This is a genomic window from Metasolibacillus sp. FSL K6-0083 (assembly GCF_038630865.1).
Lineage (GTDB): Bacteria > Bacillota > Bacilli > Bacillales_A > Planococcaceae > Metasolibacillus > Metasolibacillus fluoroglycofenilyticus.
This window is the reverse complement of record NZ_CP152046.1, coordinates 1,398,945-1,422,496: the sequence shown is the minus strand read 5'-3', so window position 1 is coordinate 1,422,496 and position 23,552 is coordinate 1,398,945. Positions and strand designations below refer to the sequence as shown.

Annotated in this window: 28 protein-coding genes; all 28 read left to right on the top strand. The window is 39.0% G+C overall.

Annotation, left to right across the window (positions count from 1 at the left end):
- Positions 1-2 precede the first annotated feature (2 nt).
- The 28 genes from trmFO (at position 3) to flhB (ending at position 23,547) form a co-directional block, all read left to right on the top strand.
- The gene (trmFO, locus tag MHB51_RS06820) at positions 3-1,316 is read left to right on the top strand and encodes an FADH(2)-oxidizing methylenetetrahydrofolate--tRNA-(uracil(54)-C(5))-methyltransferase TrmFO (RefSeq protein WP_066169993.1); all 1,314 of its coding nucleotides are present in this window, start codon (positions 3-5) and stop codon (positions 1,314-1,316) included.
- A gap of 164 nt (positions 1,317-1,480) precedes the next feature.
- A complete protein-coding gene (gene xerC / locus MHB51_RS06815; protein WP_066169995.1) occupies positions 1,481-2,383 on the top strand; it encodes a tyrosine recombinase XerC in 903 nt (300 codons plus the stop codon).
- Positions 2,384-2,395: 12 nt separating this feature from the next.
- Entirely contained in the window at positions 2,396-2,938 is a 543-nt protein-coding gene (gene hslV, locus MHB51_RS06810; RefSeq protein ID WP_066169998.1) for an ATP-dependent protease subunit HslV, read from the top strand.
- On the top strand, positions 2,935-4,323 hold the full coding sequence (hslU, locus tag MHB51_RS06805; RefSeq protein WP_107942284.1) for an ATP-dependent protease ATPase subunit HslU: 1,389 nt from the start codon (positions 2,935-2,937) through the stop codon (positions 4,321-4,323). Before hslV ends, hslU begins: the two co-directional genes overlap by 4 nt.
- Before the next feature lie 107 nt (positions 4,324-4,430).
- The gene (codY, locus tag MHB51_RS06800) at positions 4,431-5,210 is read left to right on the top strand and encodes a GTP-sensing pleiotropic transcriptional regulator CodY (RefSeq protein WP_066170004.1); all 780 of its coding nucleotides are present in this window, start codon (positions 4,431-4,433) and stop codon (positions 5,208-5,210) included.
- 349 nt (positions 5,211-5,559) lie between these two features.
- The gene (flgB, locus tag MHB51_RS06795) at positions 5,560-5,952 is read left to right on the top strand and encodes a flagellar basal body rod protein FlgB (protein WP_342559263.1); all 393 of its coding nucleotides are present in this window, start codon (positions 5,560-5,562) and stop codon (positions 5,950-5,952) included.
- Between the two features lie 2 nt (positions 5,953-5,954).
- Complete coding sequence (flgC, locus tag MHB51_RS06790; RefSeq protein WP_066170009.1) at positions 5,955-6,416, top strand: flagellar basal body rod protein FlgC; 462 nt, start codon at positions 5,955-5,957, stop codon at positions 6,414-6,416.
- A 26-nt stretch (positions 6,417-6,442) separates the two neighbouring features.
- Positions 6,443-6,748 (top strand): flagellar hook-basal body complex protein FliE, encoded by a 306-nt coding sequence (gene fliE / locus MHB51_RS06785; RefSeq protein ID WP_066170012.1) that lies wholly within the window; start codon positions 6,443-6,445, stop codon positions 6,746-6,748.
- A gap of 280 nt (positions 6,749-7,028) precedes the next feature.
- Complete coding sequence (fliF, locus tag MHB51_RS06780; protein ID WP_066170015.1) at positions 7,029-8,624, top strand: flagellar basal-body MS-ring/collar protein FliF; 1,596 nt, start codon at positions 7,029-7,031, stop codon at positions 8,622-8,624.
- Between the two features lie 14 nt (positions 8,625-8,638).
- Positions 8,639-9,652, top strand: a complete 1,014-nt coding sequence (fliG, locus tag MHB51_RS06775; RefSeq protein ID WP_066170017.1) for a flagellar motor switch protein FliG — start codon at positions 8,639-8,641, stop codon at positions 9,650-9,652.
- Positions 9,636-10,436, top strand: a complete 801-nt coding sequence (gene fliH, locus MHB51_RS06770; RefSeq protein WP_342472854.1) for a flagellar assembly protein FliH — start codon at positions 9,636-9,638, stop codon at positions 10,434-10,436. The genes fliG and fliH overlap by 17 nt, the downstream gene beginning before the upstream one ends.
- 5 nt (positions 10,437-10,441) lie before the next feature.
- On the top strand, positions 10,442-11,770 hold the full coding sequence (fliI, locus tag MHB51_RS06765; RefSeq protein WP_107942286.1) for a flagellar protein export ATPase FliI: 1,329 nt from the start codon (positions 10,442-10,444) through the stop codon (positions 11,768-11,770).
- Complete coding sequence (gene fliJ / locus MHB51_RS06760) at positions 11,767-12,216, top strand: flagellar export protein FliJ (protein ID WP_201261918.1); 450 nt, start codon at positions 11,767-11,769, stop codon at positions 12,214-12,216. The genes fliI and fliJ overlap by 4 nt, the downstream gene beginning before the upstream one ends.
- A 4-nt stretch (positions 12,217-12,220) precedes the next feature.
- Entirely contained in the window at positions 12,221-12,823 is a 603-nt protein-coding gene (locus MHB51_RS06755) for a hypothetical protein (protein WP_107942287.1), read from the top strand.
- Between the two features lie 19 nt (positions 12,824-12,842).
- The gene (locus tag MHB51_RS06750; protein WP_342559262.1) at positions 12,843-14,051 is read left to right on the top strand and encodes a flagellar hook-length control protein FliK; all 1,209 of its coding nucleotides are present in this window, start codon (positions 12,843-12,845) and stop codon (positions 14,049-14,051) included.
- Between the two features lie 3 nt (positions 14,052-14,054).
- The gene (gene flgD / locus MHB51_RS06745) at positions 14,055-14,768 is read left to right on the top strand and encodes a flagellar hook assembly protein FlgD (protein ID WP_107942289.1); all 714 of its coding nucleotides are present in this window, start codon (positions 14,055-14,057) and stop codon (positions 14,766-14,768) included.
- A 13-nt stretch (positions 14,769-14,781) separates the two neighbouring features.
- Positions 14,782-15,156, top strand: a complete 375-nt coding sequence (locus tag MHB51_RS06740; RefSeq protein WP_066170038.1) for a TIGR02530 family flagellar biosynthesis protein — start codon at positions 14,782-14,784, stop codon at positions 15,154-15,156.
- A gap of 104 nt (positions 15,157-15,260) precedes the next feature.
- Positions 15,261-16,235, top strand: coding sequence for a flagellar basal body rod protein FlgG (gene flgG / locus MHB51_RS06735; protein WP_066170041.1), 975 nt, complete (start codon positions 15,261-15,263; stop codon positions 16,233-16,235).
- 398 nt (positions 16,236-16,633) lie between these two features.
- Positions 16,634-16,855, top strand: coding sequence for a flagellar FlbD family protein (locus MHB51_RS06730; protein ID WP_066170043.1), 222 nt, complete (start codon positions 16,634-16,636; stop codon positions 16,853-16,855).
- Positions 16,845-17,273: a flagellar basal body-associated protein FliL gene (gene fliL, locus MHB51_RS06725; RefSeq protein WP_066170046.1), complete on the top strand. Its 429-nt coding sequence runs from the start codon at positions 16,845-16,847 to the stop codon at positions 17,271-17,273. The genes MHB51_RS06730 and fliL overlap by 11 nt, the downstream gene beginning before the upstream one ends.
- A gap of 166 nt (positions 17,274-17,439) precedes the next feature.
- The gene (fliM, locus tag MHB51_RS06720) at positions 17,440-18,435 is read left to right on the top strand and encodes a flagellar motor switch protein FliM (RefSeq protein WP_066170048.1); all 996 of its coding nucleotides are present in this window, start codon (positions 17,440-17,442) and stop codon (positions 18,433-18,435) included.
- Positions 18,428-19,669, top strand: coding sequence for a flagellar motor switch phosphatase FliY (gene fliY, locus MHB51_RS06715; RefSeq protein ID WP_066170051.1), 1,242 nt, complete (start codon positions 18,428-18,430; stop codon positions 19,667-19,669). Before fliM ends, fliY begins: the two co-directional genes overlap by 8 nt.
- A 21-nt stretch (positions 19,670-19,690) precedes the next feature.
- Positions 19,691-20,053 (top strand): response regulator, encoded by a 363-nt coding sequence (locus tag MHB51_RS06710; RefSeq protein WP_066170053.1) that lies wholly within the window; start codon positions 19,691-19,693, stop codon positions 20,051-20,053.
- Positions 20,054-20,057: 4 nt separating this feature from the next.
- The gene (locus tag MHB51_RS06705) at positions 20,058-20,732 is read left to right on the top strand and encodes a flagellar biosynthetic protein FliO (protein WP_066170056.1); all 675 of its coding nucleotides are present in this window, start codon (positions 20,058-20,060) and stop codon (positions 20,730-20,732) included.
- The gene (fliP, locus tag MHB51_RS06700) at positions 20,729-21,394 is read left to right on the top strand and encodes a flagellar type III secretion system pore protein FliP (protein WP_066170061.1); all 666 of its coding nucleotides are present in this window, start codon (positions 20,729-20,731) and stop codon (positions 21,392-21,394) included. The genes MHB51_RS06705 and fliP overlap by 4 nt, the downstream gene beginning before the upstream one ends.
- Positions 21,395-21,407: 13 nt before the next feature.
- Complete coding sequence (fliQ, locus tag MHB51_RS06695; protein WP_066170064.1) at positions 21,408-21,677, top strand: flagellar biosynthesis protein FliQ; 270 nt, start codon at positions 21,408-21,410, stop codon at positions 21,675-21,677.
- 3 nt (positions 21,678-21,680) lie between these two features.
- Positions 21,681-22,457, top strand: a complete 777-nt coding sequence (fliR, locus tag MHB51_RS06690; RefSeq protein ID WP_066170070.1) for a flagellar biosynthetic protein FliR — start codon at positions 21,681-21,683, stop codon at positions 22,455-22,457.
- Position 22,458: 1 nt separating this feature from the next.
- Entirely contained in the window at positions 22,459-23,547 is a 1,089-nt protein-coding gene (gene flhB / locus MHB51_RS06685; protein ID WP_342559261.1) for a flagellar biosynthesis protein FlhB, read from the top strand.
- The last annotated feature ends 5 nt before the right edge of the window (positions 23,548-23,552 follow it).

The window sequence follows — 23,552 nt, the reverse complement described above, 5'->3', positions numbered from 1 at the left end:
ATATGTCAGAAAAAATTGTAAACGTTATTGGTGCGGGCTTAGCTGGTAGTGAAGCAGCATGGCAAATAGCGAAGCGTGGTGTGAAAGTACGCCTTTACGAAATGCGCCCAGTGAAGCAAACACCTGCTCACCATACCGATAAATTTGCAGAGCTTGTATGCTCCAACTCTTTACGTGCGAATACTTTAACAAATGCGGTAGGCGTTATTAAAGAGGAAATGCGTATACTTGATTCAGTTATTATGAAAGCGGCGGATGGCTGCTCTGTACCAGCTGGCGGTGCACTTGCAGTAGACCGTCATGAGTTTGCTGGCTATGTAACAGATGCTGTTAAAAATCATCCTCTAGTAGAAGTGATTCAAGAGGAAGTAACAGAAATCCCTGAAGGTATTACAATTATTGCGACAGGGCCATTGACATCACCAGCATTAGCGGAAAAGATTCAAGCTTTAACAGGCGAGGATTATTTATATTTTTATGATGCGGCAGCACCAATTATCGAAAAAGATTCAATTGATATGGATAAAGTATATTTGAAATCGCGTTATGATAAAGGCGAGGCGGCATACTTAAATTGCCCGATGACAAAGGAAGAATTTGAGCGTTTCCGTCAAGCGTTGATTGAAGCGGAAGTTGTACCGTTAAAGGAATTTGAAAAAGAAATCTATTTCGAAGGCTGTATGCCTATCGAGGTAATGGCAGCGCGCGGTGAGAAGACGATGCTCTTTGGTCCGATGAAACCAGTCGGTCTAGAAGATCCGAAAACAGGTAAGCGCCCATATGCTGTTGTTCAATTACGCCAAGATGATGCAGCAGGTACTTTATACAATATTGTTGGCTTCCAAACACATTTGAAATGGGGTCCGCAAAAGGAAGTGCTACAGCTCATTCCTGGCTTGGAAAATGTTGAAATTGTACGTTATGGTGTGATGCACCGCAACACATTTATCAACTCTCCAAAAGTGTTGACGAAAACATATCAATTAAAGGCGCAGCCAAATATTTTCTTTGCAGGTCAAATGACTGGAGTAGAAGGCTATGTTGAATCAGCAGGTAGCGGTTTAATTGCAGGTATTAATGCGGCACGTTTAGCAAAGGGGGAGGAGCTATTATACTTCCCTGAGGAAACAGCGCTTGGTTCAATGGCACGCTATATTACGGAAGCTGATTCAAAAAACTTCCAGCCGATGAATGTTAATTTTGGCTTGTTCCCAGATTTAGGTGAACGCATTAAAGCAAAGGCGGAGCGTGCAGAGCGTCATGCCAATCGCGCATTGGAAACAATTCGTAATTTTGTGAACTCGAAAACAATCTAATTGTGAAAAAGCCCTTTGAATTGTATAATTTGAAGGGCTTTATCTATGCAATTGACAAAATGTATTGATTTTTTAAAATTCATGCACATTTTACTTGCTAATTTTTTAGTTAAGGTATAGTGTCAGTATGTAATTAATTTGCTCCGCTCGAAGGAGGCTACGTTATGTCAAGTTCTCAGCAAAATGAATTACTACACCAATTCATTCGCTATGTGCAAATTGAAAAAAATTTCTCTGTCCACACAGTGCGGGAGTATGAAGCGGATATTCAGCATTTTTTAACATTTTTACAGACAGAAGGCATCGACAATTTACAAGATGTAGAATATATTCATGCAAGATTATACGTGACAAAGCTCTACGAAGAAAAAAAAGCGAGGGCTTCTATTTCAAGAAAAATATCTTCGATTCGTTCCTTTTTTCGCTATTTACATCGAGAATTTAATTTGGATGATTCATCTTTTCGCTCATTGTACCACCCGAAAAAAGAGGAACGACTTCCAAACTTTTTTTATGAGGAAGAGCTAACACAATTATTTGAAGCAAATCAAGGCCAAGATTTTCAATCGCTCCGCAATATCGCCTTATTGGAACTGCTTTATGCAACAGGTATTCGGGTAAGTGAATGCACAGCATTGGAGATAGGACATATCGATTTCCATTATTCAATTATTCGCGTCATGGGAAAAGGACGTAAGGAGCGTATCGTACCATTTGGTGAATATGCTCATAGAGCACTACAAACTTACATTGAAGAAGCACGACCGCATATAATGAAAAATATGAATCATTCTTCTGTTTTTGTGAATATGAGAGGTGGCGAACTTACTCCTCGGGGTGTACGTCACATATTAAATGAAATGGTGAATAAAGCAAGCCTGCATACGAAGCTCTATCCACATATGCTTAGGCATTCATTTGCCACACATTTACTAAACAATGGTGCAGATATGCGTACTGTGCAGGAATTATTAGGGCATGCGCACCTTTCTTCGACACAAGTGTATACGCATGTAACGAAGGAGCATTTACGCAGCACCTATATGAATACACATCCTAGAGCTTAAGGAGGAATCAATATGGGGCAAATACATGCCACAACGATTTTTGCCATTCACCATAATGGTGGCTGTGCAATGGCTGGAGATGGTCAAGTAACACTAGGAAATGCTGTTGTGATGAAACATACAGCAAGAAAGGTCAGACGTCTGTTTAATGGCAAGGTGCTAGCAGGCTTCGCTGGTTCAGTGGCTGATGCTTTTACTTTGTTTGAGATGTTTGAAGGTAAGCTTAATGAGTATAACGGCAATTTACAGCGTGCAGCTGTCGAAGTAGCGAAGCAGTGGCGTGGTGATAAAATGTTGCGTCAATTAGAGGCGATGCTTCTCGTCATGGACCAGTCAACCTTACTTCTAGTATCTGGCACAGGTGAGGTCATCGAGCCTGACGATGGCATTTTAGCAATTGGTTCAGGCGGCAACTATGCATTATCCGCAGGGCGTGCCTTGAAAAAGCATGCAGGTGAGCATTTAACGGCACAGCAAATAGCGGAAGCAGCTTTAACGACAGCGGCTGATATTTGTGTATTTACAAACCATAATATTATCGTGGAGGCGCTATAATGACGACTAATTTAACGCCAAGACAAATTACTGAGCACTTGAATCGATACATCGTTGGACAAAATGAGGCAAAGCGTGCGGTAGCCATTGCGCTTCGTAATCGCTATCGTCGCTCTTTGTTGAATGATGAAATGAAAAATGAAATTATCCCAAAGAACATTTTAATGATTGGTCCAACAGGTGTTGGGAAAACTGAAATCGCAAGGCGCATTGCCAAATTAACGAAAGCGCCGTTTATTAAAGTAGAGGCGACGAAGTTTACAGAAGTAGGCTATGTAGGTCGCGATGTAGAATCAATGGTTCGCGATTTAGTTGAAGCTTCTTTGCGTCTTGTCAAAGAAGAAATGCTTGCTACAGTTCAAGATGAGGCAGAAAAGCTAGCAAATCAAGCAATTGTTAAATTGCTTGCACCTTCAAAAAAGAAAGCGAAAGCGCAGCAAAACCCATGGGAAATGCTTTTTGGACAAAAGCCAGAGCAGGCGGAAGATGAAAATTCGACGGAAGAAGCGGAGGTTCGCTCACGCCGTAGTCAAATTGCAGCAGATTTAGCGGAAGGGAAGCTTGAAAATCAATGGGTAACAATCGAAGTAACTGAGCAGGCAGCCCCGTTACTTGATATGCCTGGTATGGAAATGCAGATGAGTGGCATGCAAGATATGTTGACCAATTTAATGCCTAAGAAAACGAAGAAGCGAAAGGTGCAGGTCAAGGACGCACGTCGCATTTTAGCGTTAGAGGAGGCAAACAAATTAATTGATACGGATGAGTTAACTGCCGAAGCAATTCATCGTGCTGAGCAGACAGGTATTATCTTTATTGATGAAATTGATAAAATTGCGAGTAAGGATAGCGGTTCCTCAGCGAATGTTTCACGTGAGGGAGTGCAACGTGATATTTTACCAATCGTTGAAGGCTCTACAGTAACAACAAAATATGGTCCTGTAAAAACGGATTATATTTTATTTGTAGCGGCTGGTGCATTCCATATGTCCAAACCGAGCGATTTAATACCTGAGCTACAAGGGCGCTTCCCAATTCGTGTAGAACTTGAGAAGCTGACAAAGGCTGACTTTGTACGTATTTTACAGGAGCCGGACCAATCGCTTATTTTACAATATAAAGCCCTTTTAGAAACGGAAGCTGTCACGATTGACTTTTCAGAGGATGCAATCGATCGCATAGCCGAAATTGCAACGGAAGTAAATCAAGAAACGGATAATATTGGTGCTAGACGTTTGCATACAATTTTAGAGCGCCTATTAGAAGAGCTCTCCTTCGAAGCATCAGAAATTGCACCAGCGCATATTGAGATAACACCAGCCTATGTCGATCAGAAATTAGGCAATATCGTAAAAAATAAAGACTTGTCACAATTTATTTTATAGATAACAATTGCTGTAAAGAACTTTACAATATAGATAATTGCTATAAATTATAAAAACCTTTAGAATATTACGTAAATAGAGAAATAGCCTTAGGAGGACTATAAAAAATGAATTTATTATCAAAAACAAGAAAAATTAATGCACTGCTACAAGCTTCTGCTGGTAAGCCAGTAAATTTCAAAGAAATGGCAGATACATTAGGCGATATTATCGATTCTAACGTCTTTATTGTTAGTCGTAAAGGCAAGCTTTTAGGTCTATCAATCCATCAACAAATCGAAAATGAGCGCATGAAGAAAATGTTTGCAGAGCGTCAATTTCCAGAAGAATATACGCAAAACCTTTTTAACATCACAGAAACGTCGCCAAACTTAGATATTAACAATCAACATACGGCATTCCCAGTTGAAAATAAAGATTTATTTGCTTCTGGCTTAACGACAATTGTGCCGATTATTGGCGGTGGTGAGCGCCTAGGCACACTAATTCTTGCTCGTATTAACGATGAATTTAACGATGATGACTTAATTTTAGCGGAGTACGGTGCAACTGTAGTTGGCATGGAAATTTTACGTGAAAAAGCTGAGGTTATTGAGGAAGAGGCTCGCTCGAAAGCTGTTGTACAAATGGCGATTAATTCATTATCATACTCTGAGCTTGAAGCAATTGAGCATATTTTTGAGGAGTTAGATGGTCATGAAGGGTTACTTGTAGCTTCAAAAATTGCAGACCGTGTGGGGATTACGCGTTCGGTTATTGTTAACGCATTACGCAAGTTAGAGTCTGCTGGAGTAATCGAATCTCGTTCACTTGGGATGAAAGGCACTTATATTAAAGTGTTAAATGATAAATTTTTAGTAGCATTAGCTGAAATCAAAATGAAGTAATTGTAAAAAGGTCTTGTGGCAAACCCATAAGACCTTTTTTTCACTTAGTCCAAACAGTCTGGTACAAAAAATGGGTTTTTTGGTTTAGATTTCGTTGAGAGGTTAGCGATACATAATGTGTTTTTTGATAAAATTTGTAGAACCTTGACAATAAAATATCATTTTCAAATAAATGCCATTGCTAATCTTCGACAAGGGAGAGAAGAAAATGGAACAAAATAGTTCTTATAGACTATCTAAAAAAGCTAAAAGACAATAGACACTATGGATTAACTTAATTACAATTAAACTAATAACACCTATATCGAAATGTGACGAATACCCTATATATATAAAAGAGGTGAATGGCTTGGATTTATTCGGAGGAACAATTCGCAATTTAGAAAACGGTCTTTCATATGCAACTTTAAAACATAAAACAATCGCTAATAATATAGCGAATGTCGATACGCCAAATTATAAGGCGAAAGATGTAAGCTTTAAAAGCATGCTAGAGGATGCAAGGCGTGCAACAATTGCTGCAAATAAAAATGATATTCGTCATTATGATTTTCAGTTTAAGCAATTTGAATCAGGTGTATTTGATTACGCAAATTTACGTGCTCGTCATAATGGCAATGGTGTAAATATGGATGCAGAGCAAGCGAAATTAGCTGAAAATACAATTTACTACAACGCGCTTATAGACCGCGTGAACGGAAAGCTAAATACATTAAATACAGTCATTAAAGGAGGGAAATAAGTATGACAATTTTTCATAGCATGAATACAACGGCCTCCGCTTTAACCGCACAACGCCTCCGTATGGATGTTATTTCTTCCAATATGGCTAATATGGATACGACACGCGCTAAACAAGTAAATGGTGAATGGGAGCCGTACCGCCGTAAAACAGTTACTTTAACAGCACAAGAAGGGCAATTTTCCAACTTCCTAAATGTAGCGATGGGGAAAACGACGAAGCAAGGTGTCGGAAATGGTGTGAAAGTATCACAAATTAAAGAGGATAACGAAACGCCATTTAAGCTTGTCTATGATCCGACACATATCGACGCAGACGAAAATGGCTATGTAAGAATGGCGAATGTAGATCCGTTAAAAGAAATGGTCGATTTAATCTCGGCAACACGCTCCTATGAAGCAAACATAACAGTATTCAATGCCAATAAATCGATGTTGACAAAAGCTTTAGAAATAGGTAAATAACGTATTGGAAGGAAAGGTGATAAAATATGGCGATTAATTCTATATCGATGCTTACTCCAACGCAAGGCTTACAAGAAACAAATAAGCTTACTGCAACACCTTATGAAGCACAGCAAAACTTTGCTGCAACATTAAAAGAAGCCATTGCACAAGTGAATGAACAACAAATCCAATCTGACACGATGACAAATAAGTTGATTAATGGTGGCAATGTGGATTTACACGAGGTAATGATTACTGCACAAAAGGCGAGCATTACACTAAATGCGACAATTGAAATTCGTAATAAAGCGGTTGAGGCATACCAAGAAATTATGCGAATGAGTGTATAATGAACGGTTACAGCGAAGCGAATTTATTTTGATTCAGCAGAATTTTTTGTGCCAAAAAAGCGAGGCATCAGGTACATAAGGTTTCAACTTCTATGGCTACGAGAATAGCACATTCTTTATTTAGCTGGTACTTAAAGTCTCGCTGAATCAAGCTAAAGCCTCTGGCGAATGTCGTAGATTATAAAGAGTTGGTTTTAACCCGCGCTCGAAAAATCTGCCTAAAGATTAGCCAGCCAAGGTGTAATTAATTATAGCATTCACTATTACCGGAGGATTCATAATGAATGAACGACTGACAAAAATAAAAAGCGATTCGACCAATTTTTGGTCGAGTCGTACAAAAAAACAAAAAGGTGCAATGTTCGGCGCACTTGTTGCAATCATTGTATTTGCAAGTGTGCTTACATATTTTTCAACACGTACAGAAATGGTTCCGATGTATACGAACCTATCACAGTCCGAAGTTGGAAAAATTAAAGATGTTTTAGATGCGCAAGGAGTTACATACGAAATCGCAGCGGGTGGCACTAATATTTTAGTGCCAGCAAAGCAAGCTGATTCATTGAAAGTATCATTAGCAAATCAAGGCTTTCCGCAATCAGGTGGCATTAGCACCTCGTTTTTTGCAGAAAACGCAGGATTCGGGATGACGGAAAATGAGTTCGATGTTTTAAAGCTTGCTGCAACGCAAACCGAAATTGCGAATTTATTAAAACAGTTTGATGGTGTCAATAATGCTGTCGTACAAATTTCCATGCCAAAGCAAGGTGTCTTTTTGCAGGATGGGCTAGGAGAAGCAAAGGCTGCGGTCATGCTAGAAACAGCACCGGGGCAGCAGTTTACAGATGCTCAAATTAAAACATTATATAGTTTAGTAGAAAAGAGCATTCCGAATTTAACGACAGATAATATTCAAATTACGAATCAGTATGCAGAGCATTACGATTTGGATGCTGCGGTATCTGGCGGTGGCTCTGTAGCTACTGTTGATGGACAGATGCAAATAAAGAAAACAATTGAGCGTGACTTGCAGCGTCAAGTTCAAAATATGCTCGGCACATTAATGGGGCAGGATAAAGTGCTTGTATCTGTCACGACAGATATTGACTTTAAACAGGAAAATCGACAAGAAAACTTAGTGCTACCTGTTGATGAAGAAAATATGTCGGGAATTGCGATTAGTGCCCAACGTATTACAGAAACCTATACAGGTTCGGGGGCTACGGCTACAGGAACACCTGAAGCAGGTCAAGTGACAGATAATTTCACTGATTATGTAGAGGGTGCTGTTGGCGATGGTGAGTATGAACGAATGGAAGAAACAATTAACAATGACGTCAATCGCATTCGTAAAGAAATTCATGAGAGTCCCTATAAAATTCGTGATATTGGTATTCAGGTGATGGTGGAGCCACCGAACCCAGAGGACTTATCCTCATTATCAGAAGAGGCACGTGCAGATATCGAGCAATTTTTAACGTCGATTGTTCGTACAACGCTTGATAAAGAGGCTGCTGGTGACTTAACGAACGAAGCAATCGCTAATAAAATTGTTGTATCTGTACAACCGTTCTTCGGTAAGGATGTAGCGGCAGATACAGAAGCAACTGCCATTCCTTGGTGGATTTGGGTAATTGGTGGGGTGTTATTAGTTGCAATTTTACTGCTCGTATTCTTTATTCTACGTTCACGTAAGCGTAGAGAGGAAGAGGAGCTATCAGCAATTGGTGAACAGCAGGAAAAAATCATTGTTGAAGATATTGCAGAAGAAAAAGAAACAGAAGCTACAGTACGTCGTAAGCAATTAGAAAAAATGGCGAAAGACAAGCCAGATGATTTTGCTAAGTTGTTGCGTAGCTGGATTGCTGAGGATTAATTAGGGGGTTGGCTATGTCTAAGAGAGATAAGGAATTAACAGGAAAGCAAAAAGCTGCCCTACTTTTAATTTCACTGGGACCAGAGGTGTCAGCTTCAGTATATAAGCATTTAAGCGAGGAAGAGATTGAACGCTTAACATTAGAAATTTCAAGTGTGAAAAAAGTAGAAGCAAATGTCAAAGAAGAGATTATTGAGGAATTCCATAATATCGCATTAGCGCAAGATTATATTACACAGGGTGGTATTGGCTACGCAAAAACAGTTTTAGAAAAAGCGTTGGGTAGCGATCAAGCGCAGGCCATTTTAAATCGCCTAACGTCATCATTACAAGTAAGACCATTTGATTTCGCGCGCAAAGCAGACCCAGCTCAAATTTTTAACTTTATTCAAAATGAGCATCCACAAACGATTGCGTTAATTTTATCTTATTTAGAGCCTGGGCAGGCAGGTGTCATCTTATCGTCATTACCGCAGGAAGTTCAGGCAGATATCGCTAAGCGTATTGCCGTAATGGATTCGACATCACCGGAAGTAATTAGTGAAATTGAATCTGTTTTAGAACGTAAGCTATCCTCTACTGTGACGCAGGATTACACTGAAACAGGTGGCGTTGACGCAGTTGTTGAGGTGCTTAGCGGGGTTGATCGCCAAACAGAAAAAACAATCTTGGATGCACTCGAAATTCAAGATCCAGAGCTGGCAGAGGAAATCAAGAAGCGCATGTTCGTATTCGAGGACATTGTTACGCTTGATAATCGCTCAATTCAACGTGTTATTCGCGACTGTGAAAATGAAGATTTACTATTATCGATGAAAGTATCATCTGATGAAGTAAAAGATATTATTTTCCGCAATATGTCACAGCGTATGGCAGATACATTTAAAGAAGAAATGGAAATTATGGGACCGGTGCGTTTAAGAGATGTAGAGGATGCACAGTCTCGCATCGTTGCTGTTATTAGACGTTTAGAAGACGCAGGAGAAATCATTATAGCTCGTGGTGGAGGGGATGACGTCATTGTCTAGAATTATTCGCTCTATACAAGCACAGTCAACTGAAGCGGAGCAAGGTGTTAAAATTGAAATAAAGGATTTTTTTCAACCGACCGTTTTTCAAGCAAACAACGAAATCGAAGAGCTCGAGAATCTAACATTAGAAGATATTCATGCAGAGCGAGAAATGTATTTAGAAGAAGCAAGACAACAAATTGAATTGGAACGTCAACAGCTAGAGCAATATCGTGACGAACAATTGCAAGCTATTGAGCAATTGAAGCAAATTTGGCAGGAAGAGAAGCTTATGCTAGAGCAGCAGGCTCATGAGGAGGGTTTTGCTGCTGGCTATGAGGAAGGTATTCAAAAAGCAAATGCAGCAATGGAGCATTCGCTGCAAATTGCCAACAAGACGATTGAACAAGCGCAGCAAAATGCGGAAAAGTATATCGATGACCAAGAGTTTGTTGTGCTTGAACTAGCTTTAACTGCGGCAGAACGCATTATTGGTGTGGCATTAGAACGAGATAATGAATTATTTACTGAAATCATAAAACGCGGCTTAAAAGAGGCGCGGGAAATGAAGGAAATAAAAATTTATGTAGCACCAGCATATTATCAGCTAATTACGAAAAATCGTGATGAATTAGCTGAAATGTTCCCGCCAGATGTTCCTTTATTATTTTTTGTGAATGAAGACTTGGAAAATACCGAAAGCTATATCGAAACGAATCACGGACGTATCGTTGTGTCAATTGATGAACAGTTGAATGAACTACGTTTGAAACTAAATGAAATTTTAACAAGCAAGGACTGATATGGATGAAGACGGCTCAATTAATTGAACATATACCCAATCTCAATACATTCAAAAAATTTGGACGAGTAACGAGAGTAGTAGGCTTAATGATTGAGTCACGAGGCCCAGAGAGCTCCATAGGGGATGTCTGTAAAATACATGTCCAAACGATGCAGCATGGGCAGCAAACAATATTAGCTGAAGTAGTAGGCTTCAGGGATGAAATTGTTGTCCTAATGCCATTCTCCTCATTGCGTGAAATTTCAATCGGCTGTTTAGTGGAAGGGACAAGCAAGCCGTTAGAAATAAAAGTGGGTCCAGAGCTAATTGGTAAAGTACTAGATTCGATGGGCAATCCATACGATGGCTATACATTGCCAAAAGGGCTTGTATCAGTACAAACAGAACGACAGCCTCCTAACCCAATGACACGTCCGCCAATTAGCGAACGAATGGAAGTTGGTGTAAAGGCCATTGATGGTATGTTGACAATTGGCACTGGGCAGCGTGTAGGGATTTTTGCAGGTTCCGGTGTCGGAAAAAGTACATTGCTCGGTATGATTGCCCGAAATACAAAGGCTGACTTAAACGTTATTGCTTTAGTCGGCGAGCGTGGGCGTGAAGTTCGAGAATTTATAGAGCGAGACTTAGGTCCAGAAGGATTAAGTCGTTCAATTGTTGTTGCGGCAACAAGTGACCAACCCGCATTGATGCGTATAAAAGCAGCATTTACAGCTACAGCAATTGCGGAATATTTCCGAGATCGAGGGATGAATGTCATGCTGATGATGGATTCGGTAACGCGTGTTGCGATGGCGCAGCGTGAAGTAGGTTTAGCAGTTGGAGAGCCACCCGCAACACGTGGCTATACCCCTTCTGTATTTGCTATTTTACCTTCTTTATTAGAGCGGACAGGGACAAATTTAAAAGGGTCTATTACAGCCTTTTATACGGTGCTAGTAGATGGTGATGACATGAATGAACCAATTGCCGATACAGTACGAGGTATTTTAGACGGCCATATTGTTTTAGACCGTACATTAGCAAATAAAGGGCAATATCCTGCCATTAATGTGTTAAAAAGTGTTAGTCGACTAATGAACCATATTTCAGAGCCTGAGCATGTAAAAGCAGCGGAGCGCTTACGAGAATTGTATTATACGTATGCGAAATCAGAGGATTTAATTAATATTGGCGCATATAAGCGAGGCACGTCGCGTGAAATCGACGAAGCAATCCAATATGAACCGCTCATTACAACCTATTTAAAGCAAGGCTATAAGGATTATGTATCAATAGAGCAAGCTGTAAATGAATTAATTACTTTAGCAAATGGTGGTGTATCGTCATAATGCAATACACATATCGATTCGAAAAAATATTAGTAGTGCGTGAGCAGGAAAAAAACGAATCAGAAATTGCTTACAAGGAGTCCGTGCGTGTCTTTGAAGAAGTAGCGACAAGGCTGTATGACTTATTAAAGAAAAAAGAGGATTTAATTTCTTTTCAGCAGGAGCGTTTAACAATCGGCGCTTCGATAGATGAAATTAGCCATTATGCAAACTTTATTGACAGCATGGAAAAAACGATAGCGGATGTCCAAGAAAAAGTTGTACAAGCACGTTCAAAAATGAATTGGCATGAGCAAAAGTTACTGGAAAAAAATTTAGAAGTACGCAAGTTTGAAAAAATGCGTGAAAAAGATTTTGATGCCTTTAGAGAAGAGCAAAATCGCATCGAGGCAAAGCAGTTAGATGAACTATCATCGCTTGCGTATAACAAGAGGGAAATCAGGTGATGTCATGGCGAAAAAACAGATTGAAAACATAAATGAAGAAGAGCGTGATGACAAGAAACCGGGATTTTTTCAAAAATTCTTTATGCTGTTTATTATCCCATTGTTGTTTACGATTACGATTGTATTAATCGTAGCATATTTCACGAACACGAATGTTTTCCAATTCGCAGATAGTATGAAAGAAAAAATTCCATTCCTTGACACAGACAAAGAGGAAGTAATAGAAAACACATCAATGACAGAACAAAAAATAGTAGCATTGCAGGCAGAGCTACAAGAAAAAGAAGCAATTACGGCACGATTGCAATCCGAAATTGATGCTTCGAATGAAAAAAATGAAGAATTATTAATTGAGCAGGAGCGTTTATTATTTGAAATCGATAAACTAAAACGCGAGCAAGAAGAAGTGAAAAAGGACTTCCAAGAAATTTTATCTACTTTTGAAAAAATGTCTGCAAAAGCAGCGGCCCCAATTTTAATAGAAATGAACGATGAAGAGGCACTGCGAATTATGTCAAATTTGAAGCCGGATATTTTGTCAGCTATTTTCACAAAAATGCCAGCAGCAGACGCAGCACGCTATACGGAATTACTAGCACAGCAATGATTTGAAAGGGGGTGAAAAAATGAATATCGCAATGGTTCAGCAATTGTCTCCAAAAGTGACAATGCCAAAGCAGGCAGCGTCAGCAGCTACAAATGGCCAACTTAGCAATGAAAAATTTGGTTCGGTCTTTAATGAAATTTTGGCAGCGTCGAATCAACCAACAATGACATCATCAACTACAGCTCAAACGGACCTGGGCGCAGTTGAGCAGCTTATGAAAGCTGATTCACTTGAATCCGTACTAGAAATATTGGGCATTCCCCACGACGAGGCACTTTTATTTGTTGAGGTGGAAGGTGAGGCTATAGCGGTTGAAAGCATGATGAATTTAGACAATTTGGCAGCAGCTTTAGATATTGAAAAAGACGAGCTAATGATGATTGTCCAACAGTTACTTGGAGAGGAAGCACAAATTGAGGATGTTTGGACTTTTATTGAGCAAGCACCAAATTTAGTAGCACAAATCATGTCAGCATTGCAAGGTGAGCATCAAGTAGCGCCACAGCAGGCTGAAAAAGTGTTAGCTGTATTGAAATTAGCAGAAGTAATTGGCGCTAAAGTAGATACAGTATATAACCAAGAATGGCTGCTGGCACAAGTAAAGGAAGCATTCCAGCAAATCGCTCTACAGTTACAGCAAGCAGCGCAAACGCAACAACAAACTGTGCAGGAAGCACCTAAAACAGTTGTATTTCAGCAAGTGATTAAGCAAGAAGTAGAAAATTCACAGCCGACATCTATTGCATCACAGCCAGCATCTACAGCAGTTAAAACAGTAACATTAACGTTGCCAGCGGAGCGTCCAGCACAATCTGAAGCCTTACTAAAAGAAATACAAAATTTAATTAATCGCAGTCAACTGTCAAATACGCAAGGTACGATGCGATTGATGCTAAAGCTTTATCCAGAAAATTTAGGCTCTATTCGTATTGAAATTATGCAAAAAGACGGTATGCTAACAGCGCGATTACTTGCATCTACAGCGGTAGGAAAAGAATTACTTGATTCGAATCTACAACAATTAAAGACGGCATTTGCGGCACAAAACATTCAAATGGAGCGTATTGATGTTTCGCAAGCCCTACAAGATGCAGAACGCAATATGCGTGACCAAAGCTTCTTTAATAACTTCTTTAAACAACAGCAAAACGAAGAACAAGAAACACAAAACGATGAAGATGATGATGATAAAAAATCATTTAGTGAATTTTTAAGCGAGGAGGTGTAAGGAATGACAAATACAAGCACAACTGGAATTCCAGAAAGTTATTATCATTCGAGCTACAACCCGCCAACAAAGGAAACAGGCAATAGCACGTTAGGTAAAGATGCTTTTTTGCAGCTATTAATTACACAGCTACAAAACCAAGACCCAACAAATCCAATGAGTGACCGTGAGTTTATAGCTCAAATGGCTCAGTTCTCATCTCTAGAACAGATGCAGAATATGACAAAAGCAATAGAGGTATTAGTGGAATCACAACAACAAACACAATTAATGTCCTATACTACTTTTATTGGTAAAGAGGTAAAATGGCATGAGTTGACTGAAGAATTAGATGAAAAAGGTATGCCAATTGCCAATGAGGGCGTAGGAACAATTGTTGAGTTGAAATTCGTCGATGGGCAACCACAATTCGTACTAGAAGATGGCAAAACGATTTCAGCCGGTAATATTTCTTCGATTGTCGGGAAGGATTCGACTTCCGGAGCTGGTAATCCATTTGCAGAAGCGAGCAAATTGATTGGTCAAATCGTTCGTTATGAAGTAGATGGACAAAATCTTGAGGCAATTATTGAAGCAATCACAATGAAAAATGGCTCAATTCTTTATTTGTTAAGTGATGGCACTCGCTTAACGCAAGACCAGTTTGAAGTAGTAAATGATGAGACAGAATCAACAGAGCCAACTGAAAATTCTGAATCGCCTGCTGATAACGAGTAAGGTGGTGGGGCACATGAAGCAGATAAATTCAATTCAGCGCATTCCGTATCATCCACCGATACAGCCAGCACAGCGAGCAAAACAAACTGCACCGACATCCTTTATGGAGCACTTACAGTCGGCAGTCAATGGACAGCAATTAAAAATTAGCAAGCATGCAACAGAACGCATACAAGAGCGTGGAATTATTATCTCGGATTCAGAGTGGCAGCAAGTAACGGATAAAGTATTTGAGGCACATGAAAAAGGGGTAAAGCAGCCTTTAGTATTGATAGAGCAGGCAGCGCTTATTGTCAGCTCCCAAAATGCGACGGTTATTACAGCGATGGACCGCTTAGAGGCGAAAGCACAAATTTTCACAAATATTGATGGTACAATTATTTTATAGGCTGGACCTTTTAGGAGGCCTATTGGATGCTACTGACTGACTGATGTAGTATCACACTAAAAAATACAAACGAATTTGATAAGACGAAGGGAGAACAAAACAATATGTTACGTTCGATGTATTCGGGTATTTCAGGCTTAAGAAACTTCCAAACAAAGTTAGACGTAATTGGTAACAATATTGCCAACGTAAATACACATGGTTTTAAAAAAGGTCGCGTAATTTTTAAAGATTTAATGTCACAAAGTATAGGTAGTGCTTCAGGTCCAACGAACACTATCGGGGGTGTCAATCCAAAACAAGTAGGCTTAGGCTCAGAGCTTGCTGCAATTGATACTATCCATACAGAAGGCTCGCGTCAAAATACAGGACGTACGTTAGACTTCTCAATTGGAGGAGATGGTTTCTTCTTAGTGGCGGATGCAACTGCACCAAACGATGAAGGAATCATTGAGGAAACAGGGGAAGACGCATTTAGCAATATTTTATTTACACGTGCAGGGAATTTCTATATGGACCGTAACGGCTATTTAGTAAATGCTGACGGGAAATATTTAGTTGGTGTTAGAGCGGAAGAATATTCTGTTGATGCTGATGGAGATGAAGGGATACTATTAGACGACAGACCAGCTGTATCTGGCGATGAAGGAGCAAACTTATATGATCCAGAGGATGCGACTTTAAACCCTGAAGAGGGGGATATTGGAACAATTCGTATTCCTACAACTGCTCAAAATATTAGTATCGGGAAAGATGGAACAATCTCTTATGTTGACTATAAAGGAGATTTAATGTACGCAGGTACATTAATCCTTGGTAAATTCCCAAATGCTGGTGGTTTAGAGAAAGTTGGCGCAAACTACTATCAAAAAACAGCTAACTCTGGTGAATTATACGCGCAAGTAGGAACAGTAGCGGGTATTGGAGCTGTTGTGTCAGGTTCTTTAGAAATGTCGAATGTTGATTTATCAGAAGAGTTTACAGAAATGATTGTAGCGCAGCGTGGTTTCCAAGCGAATACACGTATTATTACGACATCAGATGAAATTTTACAAGAGCTTGTAAATTTAAAACGATAATTTGACAGATGTGTTGATTATGTAAACATTGTTTATTAATTAGCGTGTATTATTTAGAAGAAATGCCTTCTCTTAGGCATACACTCGTTGATTGGAACGAAGGGGGCGACTCCATCGGGATACAAAGGTAGGGAGGCTAAGGTCGCTACGACAAGCGAGCAACGTCTTCATGACCAACATCGTATTGGCCTCGGGCTGAAAATCCATTTATTTCGGCATTGACCGAAATAAATTAGTTGAAGCCGCACCCCGAGGAAAGTGTCCCCCGTAGCGGAAATCAACGAGTTACTAGGCTTGCCTTGTAAAAAAAGCTAATCAACACGCCTGATAATTTGATTGATTATAATTCATTGTAAGGGAGGGTCGGGCCGGCACTTCGTTCGACCGGCCCTAATTCAATGATTGAACTGACGCGTCTAAATGGCAAAACATTTACGTTAAATGCATTATACATAGAAACCGTCGAATCCTTTCCGGATACGACGATTACATTAACAACTGGCAGCAAATTAATCGTTTTAGAAAAAGAGGAGCAGGTGCGCCAAAAGGTAAAAACCTTTTATCAACATATACAAATATTATCTAATCCGCATCTACGAGGTGAAGAGAATGAAGAATAATAAGCTGTTAACGATTATGATTATTATTTTAGTGGCAATAATTTTAGTAGGAGCAATCCTGTTTGTCGTTTATGTACAGGCAAATAAAGGAACGCAAAATACAGAGCCGACAATTGACGAAATTTTAGAAGCGTCAGTAGATGTTCCTGAAATTAGGACGAATTTGGCTGATAAACGCATTGTTATTATGCAGCTGAAAATTCAAACAGATAGCAAAGAGGCTGCAACGGAATTAGAAAAGCGCCTATTTCAAGTGAATAACATCGCTATCCAAGAGCTATCGGCTATGGAGCTAAAAGAATTAGAAGGAAAGCAAGGTAAAATAGCATTTGAAAATACGCTAGAGACGAAAATTAATGAATTTATGCAAGAGGGTACAGTTCAACAAGTATATATAACCTCTTTCATAAGTCAGTAGACCTAGCTAACTTGCAATCTAGCATACTTATAAGTAAAGTACTAGCTACAACTAATTTCTAAAACATAGCAACGCCCTCGTTACCTATGGTAGGGCAGTTGCTAAAAACGAAAGATAACTGCCGAATAAACATACTAGAAACATCTTTTGAAATGGAGGTGGGCAAATGGCAGGAGATGTATTATCCCAATCTGAAATTGATGCGCTGTTATCTGCGATTTCAACAGGAGAAATGTCAGCGGATGATATGAAAAAAGAAGATGAAACGAAAAAAGTGAAAATTTATGACTTTAAACGCGCACTTCGTTTTTCAAAAGATCAAATCCGAAGTTTGACCCGAATACATGAAAACTTTGCTAGATTATTAACGACATCGTTTTCAGCACAATTAAGAACCTATGTTCAAATAACAGTTGTATCTGTTGACCAAATACCTTTTGAAGAATTTGTTCGCTCAATACCGAATATGACATTAATAAATGTATTTGAAGTACCGCCGTTAGATGGTAATATTTTAATGGAGATTAATCCAAACATCGCCTATTCGATGTTAGACCGTTTAATGGGGGGAGCAGGTTCAAGTCATAGCAATGTCGATAATTTAACAGAAATTGAACAAAAAATTATGACGAATTTATTTGAACGTTCGTTTGATAACATGCGTGAGGCGTGGGAAAGTATTGTAGAAATCGACCCGATGCTTGTTGAGTTAGAAGTAAATCCGCAATTTTTGCAAATGATTTCACCGAACGAAACGGTTGTTGTCATATCACTAAATACAGTTATTGGTGAAACGACAGGGATGATTAACATTTGTCTGCCTCACGTTGTGCTTGAACCAATTGTGCCTAATTTATCAGTGCGCTATTGGATGCAGACAAATACGAAGCAAAACTCACCAGAGCAAATGGATTTTTTACAATCACGCGTGAAGCAATCTGCGTTACCAGTTGTAGCGGAGCTTGGAAATACAACGATTTCAGTAGAAGATTTCTTAACGATGCAACTCGGTGATGTTATACCATTAGAACAGAAAATTGATGAACATCTCGTACTGAAAGTTGGCAATACGCCGAAATTCACGATACAACCTGGTAAACTAGGTAAAAAGATGGCTGTTCAAATTATTGATCCTATGGAAGGAGGAGACGAAGATGAGTGATGAAATGCTCTCCCAAGAAGAGATTGAAGCCTTGTTAAGAGGTGAAACTTTAGAAAATCAAAAAGATACATCGGAGGATGCTGCAACAGTATTAGCTGATGAGGTTAGAATAGAAGACCATCTGAGTCCAATGGAACAGGATGCATTAGGTGAAATAGGTAATATTTCTTTTGGTAGTTCAGCAACTGCGTTATCTGCATTGCTTGGTCAAAAAGTAGACATTACAACACCTAGCATTTCAATGATTAATCGCAATAGACTAGATGAGGAATTCCCGCATCCATATGTTGCAATTCAAGTAGAATATACGATTGGATTAAAAGGTGTTAATCTACTCGTTATTAAACAGTCAGATGCTGCAATTATTGCCGACTTAATGCTTGGTGGAGACGGCTTAAATCCGAAGCCTGAGCTAGGAGAAATCCAATTAAGTGCCGTACAGGAAGCAATGAATCAAATGATGGGCTCTGCAGCAACATCGATGTCAACAATCTTTAATCAGAAAGTAGACATTTCACCGCCTTCCATTGATTTAATGAACATTGCTCAAGATGAAGGAAAAGACAATATACCGGACGATGATTTCCTTGTACGCGTTTCCTTTAGATTGCGTATTGGTGAATTAATCGATTCGAATATTATGCAACTATTACCTTTAAACTTTAGTAAGAAAATAGTAAAGTCATTAATGGGGGAAACTGATGAGGAGGAAGCATCAGCTGCAGTGGAAGCTGTAGCGCAGCCGACACAGCCTGCTTCCGAACCGGTGCAGCAGCAAGTACAGCAACAAATGCAACAACCACCTGTACAACAGCAGCAGCCGATGTATCAGCAACCTATGTACGAACAATCGGCATATCAACAGCCGCCAATGTATCAGCAGCCTGTATATCAAATGCCTCCACAGCAGCAGGTGAATGTACAAACGGCACAATTTGCAAGCTTTGAGCAAGCAAATTTATCACAGCAAGAATCACGTAATTTAAATATGCTGTTAGATATTCCATTGCAAGTGACTGTAGAGCTTGGAAGAACAAAGCGTTCAGTAAAGGAAATTTTAGACCTTTCAAGTGGCTCGATTATCGAGCTAGACAAGTTAGCAGGAGAGCCTGTTGATATTTTAGTAAATAGTCGCTTAATTGCGAAAGGCGAAGTTGTTGTTATTGATGAGAATTTCGGTGTTCGTATTACAGATATTTTAAGTCAAGCTGACCGCTTGAATAATTTACGATAGTTTAAACTGGAGGAATTGATTATGTCTAAAAAGATTTTAATTGTTGATGATGCTGCTTTCATGCGTATGATGATTAAAGATATTTTAACGAAAAATGGCTATGAGGTAGTAGGCGAGGCAGCGGATGGTGCACAAGCAGTCGAAAAATACAGCGAATTACGTCCTGATTTAGTAACGATGGATATTACAATGCCAGAAATGGACGGTATCGCGGCACTAAAAGCAATTAAAGGGACAGACCCAAATGCTATTGTAATAATGTGCTCCGCGATGGGACAGCAAGCGATGGTAATTGATGCGATTCAAGCTGGTGCTAAAGATTTCATCGTAAAGCCATTCCAAGCTGACCGAGTAATTGAAGCAATCCAAAAAGCTTTAGGTTAATAGAATGCTAAAAAATAAATCATTACATGCGTATTTTTTTGTTATGCTGCTTGTATTGATTGCCGTTTTTTCACCAACTGAAGCATACGCTGCGCAAGATGGCTATGTTATTGATCATTTGAAGAACAGTCCATCTTCCGATGATATTGATGCTGAAACAGATGCCGCTACAGATGCCGTTACAGATGAAAATGCCCCGGCATCTGGCTCTTTCAGTTTATGGAGCTATATGAAAGTATTGTTTGCACTTATTTTGGTTCTTGCTTTATTGATAGGTGTGCTTAGATTTTTAAATAAACGCAATGTAAAATACCAACAAAATAGTGTTGTTCGCAATGTTGGTGGACTTTCGGTTGGCGCACAAAAATCCGTTCAAATTATTCAAGTAGGCAACCATCTTTATATGATTGGTGTCGGTGACAATGTTCAACTATTAAAAGAGCTTTCAGATGAAGAAGAAATTGAGCAAATTTTGGCGCAGTATGAAGATAAGCAACTGACGATGCCAACAGTACCACATATTGTTGAGCTGTTTACGAAAAAATCAGAGCAGAAGCAAAAAACGGAACAACAAGTAGAAAGCTTTGGCAATATATTCGATAAAAGATTATCAGAAATAAAAAAAGAACGTAGTAATGGACTAGAGCAATGGAAAGAAAAGGAGCATGATAAGCAATGATGGCATTAATTACTGCATTCTCTGATTTTGATCCAGCAAATGTCTCAACGTCAGTCAAACTACTTCTTTTATTAACAGTGCTGTCCTTAGCACCTAGTATTTTAATTTTAATGACTTCCTTTACTCGTATCGTCATTGTGCTCTCTTTTACTAGAACGGCATTAGCCACACAGCAAATGCCTCCAAACCAAGTGATTATAGGGTTAGCATTATTTTTAACATTTTTTGTTATGGCACCTACCTTTCAGGAGGTAAATGATCAAGCATTGCAACCATTATTTAACGAGGAAATTGATTTGGAAGAGGCCTATGATCGCGCCGCTATACCTTTTAAGGAATTTATGGCTAAGCATACGAGGCAAAAGGATTTAGAATTATTTATTGCATACAATCAAGCAGAGCGACCAACAACAATTGAGGAAATACCGCTGACGATGCTCGTGCCTGCCTATGCATTAAGTGAAATAAAAACAGCATTTCAAATGGGCTTTATGATTTTCATTCCGTTTTTAGTTATTGATATGGTTGTCGCAAGTACACTTATGTCGATGGGGATGATGATGTTACCGCCCGTTATGATTTCATTGCCATTTAAAATTTTGCTATTCGTATTAGTAGATGGCTGGTATCTAGTAATGAAATCATTACTTCAAAGTTTTTAGGGGATGATACATAATGACACAGGAAATGGTCATTTCAATTGCAGAGCGAGCAATTTTTGTTGTCCTTGTTACGTCGGGACCGCTACTTCTTATTGCATTAGCGACAGGGCTAATGGTGAGTATTTTTCAAGCGACGACATCCATTCAGGAGCAAACATTAGCGTTCGTACCAAAAATTGTAGCCGTGTTAGTAGCAATTGTCTTTTTTGGTCCGTTTATGATTTCACAGATGACAAACTTTTTTCATGAGATTTTAAATAATTTGGTTCGTTACATAGGATAGAAGATGGCAGAATTAGTTCCTCAAATAACCGTTTTGCTATTGATGTTCGTTCGTGTATCTGCCTTTTTTGTATCAGTCCCGTTATTTTCATATCGTACAATACCGCCTCAAATGAGAATTGCTCTAGCGTTTGCGTTATCGTTAATTATGTATTACGCATTTCCAAACGAGGCAATTGCATTTGATGGTTATTACATATTACTCGTATTAAAAGAAGCTATTATTGGATTAATGCTAGGGTTAACCGCCTATATCATTATGTCAGCAGTCCAAATTGCCGGTGGCTTCATTGATTTCCAAATGGGCTTTGCAATGGCCAATATTATTGATCCACAAACAGGTACTCAAAGTCCATTAATGGGTCAATTTTTTAACTTCCTAGCGCTTTTAACAATGCTAGCTATAAATGGACATCATTTGCTGTTAGATGGTATTTATTACAGCTATCAATTTATGCCGATGAATCAATTTTTCCCTAGTTTCGGCAGTGAGGCGACTGTGGATTTTATTATTAAAATGTTTGTGGCTGTATTTGCAATCGCCTTTCAAATGTCAGCTCCAATAATTGCAACACTATTTTTAGTTACAGTGGCACTTGGAATTACAGGGAAAACTGTACCGCAAATGAATATTTTCGTCGTTGGTTTCCCAATTAAAATTGCAGTGGGTTTTATCATTTTAGTCATTACGATGGGTGTAATGGTAGGCGTTATGCAAAAGTTGATTGAAATGATGATTGTGCACTTACGAGATTTAATGGTTCTTTTAGGTGGTGGCTAACATGAAACTTTATATTACACTGGACCTCCAATTTTTTGCAGGTGAAAAAACGGAGAAAGCGACGCCTAAAAAACGTCAAGATGCGAGAAAAAAGGGGCAAGTATTAAAAAGCCAAGATGTAACTGCCGCTTTTTTATTACTTATAACATTTGCTTTTTTATTCATTGCGGCTCCGTTCATGTTTAGCGGTTTAATAGACTTCTTGAATCAAGCTTTTGGACGTAATCTACTAATCGATACGATGACAGTTGATACAGTGATGGAGATGTATTTTGAATCATTAAAAGAAATGGCGATGCTTGTTTTGCCAATTATGGTAGTTGCGATGGTTGCGGGTATTGGAGCTAACTATTTTCAATTTGGACTTCTATTTACAACAGAAACATTAAAATTAGATTTAAAAAAAATGGACCCTATAAAGGGAATAAAGAAAATTATTTCGACACGAGCGATTATTAATTTAATTAAATCGTTGTTGAAAGTTGCATTTATTGGCACTGTAACGACAACTGTTATTTGGATGAATTTAGAAAATGTTTTATCGCTCGCTTTTAAAAGCCCGTGGGAAATTTTGGGTACAGTTGCCTATTTGACAGGCATTATGGGACTTGCCGCTGCACTAATGTTAATACTTATTGCGATTCTAGATTATTTTTATGAAAAATATGAATATGAAAAGCAATTAAAAATGTCAAAGCAGGACATTAAAGATGAATATAAAAATAGCGAGGGTGACCCCTTGATTAAGTCAAAAATTAAGCAGCGCCAACGTGAAATGGCGATGCGCCGCATGATGCAAGAAATACCGTCGGCTGACGTTGTTATTACAAACCCGACGCACTACGCTATTGCTTTAAAGTATGATGAGAATAGCATGGATGCACCGCGTGTAATTGCAAAAGGGACAGATTTTGTTGCTCAAAAAATTAAAATGATTGCCAAGGAACATGATGTCATAATGGTGGAAAATCGACCACTAGCGCGTGCGATGTATGACCAAGTTGAAATTGGTGATGCCGTACCAGAAGAGTTTTTTAAAGCAGTAGCAGAAATTTTAGCGTATGTGTATCGTATTAAACGCAAAATTTAGCAGGA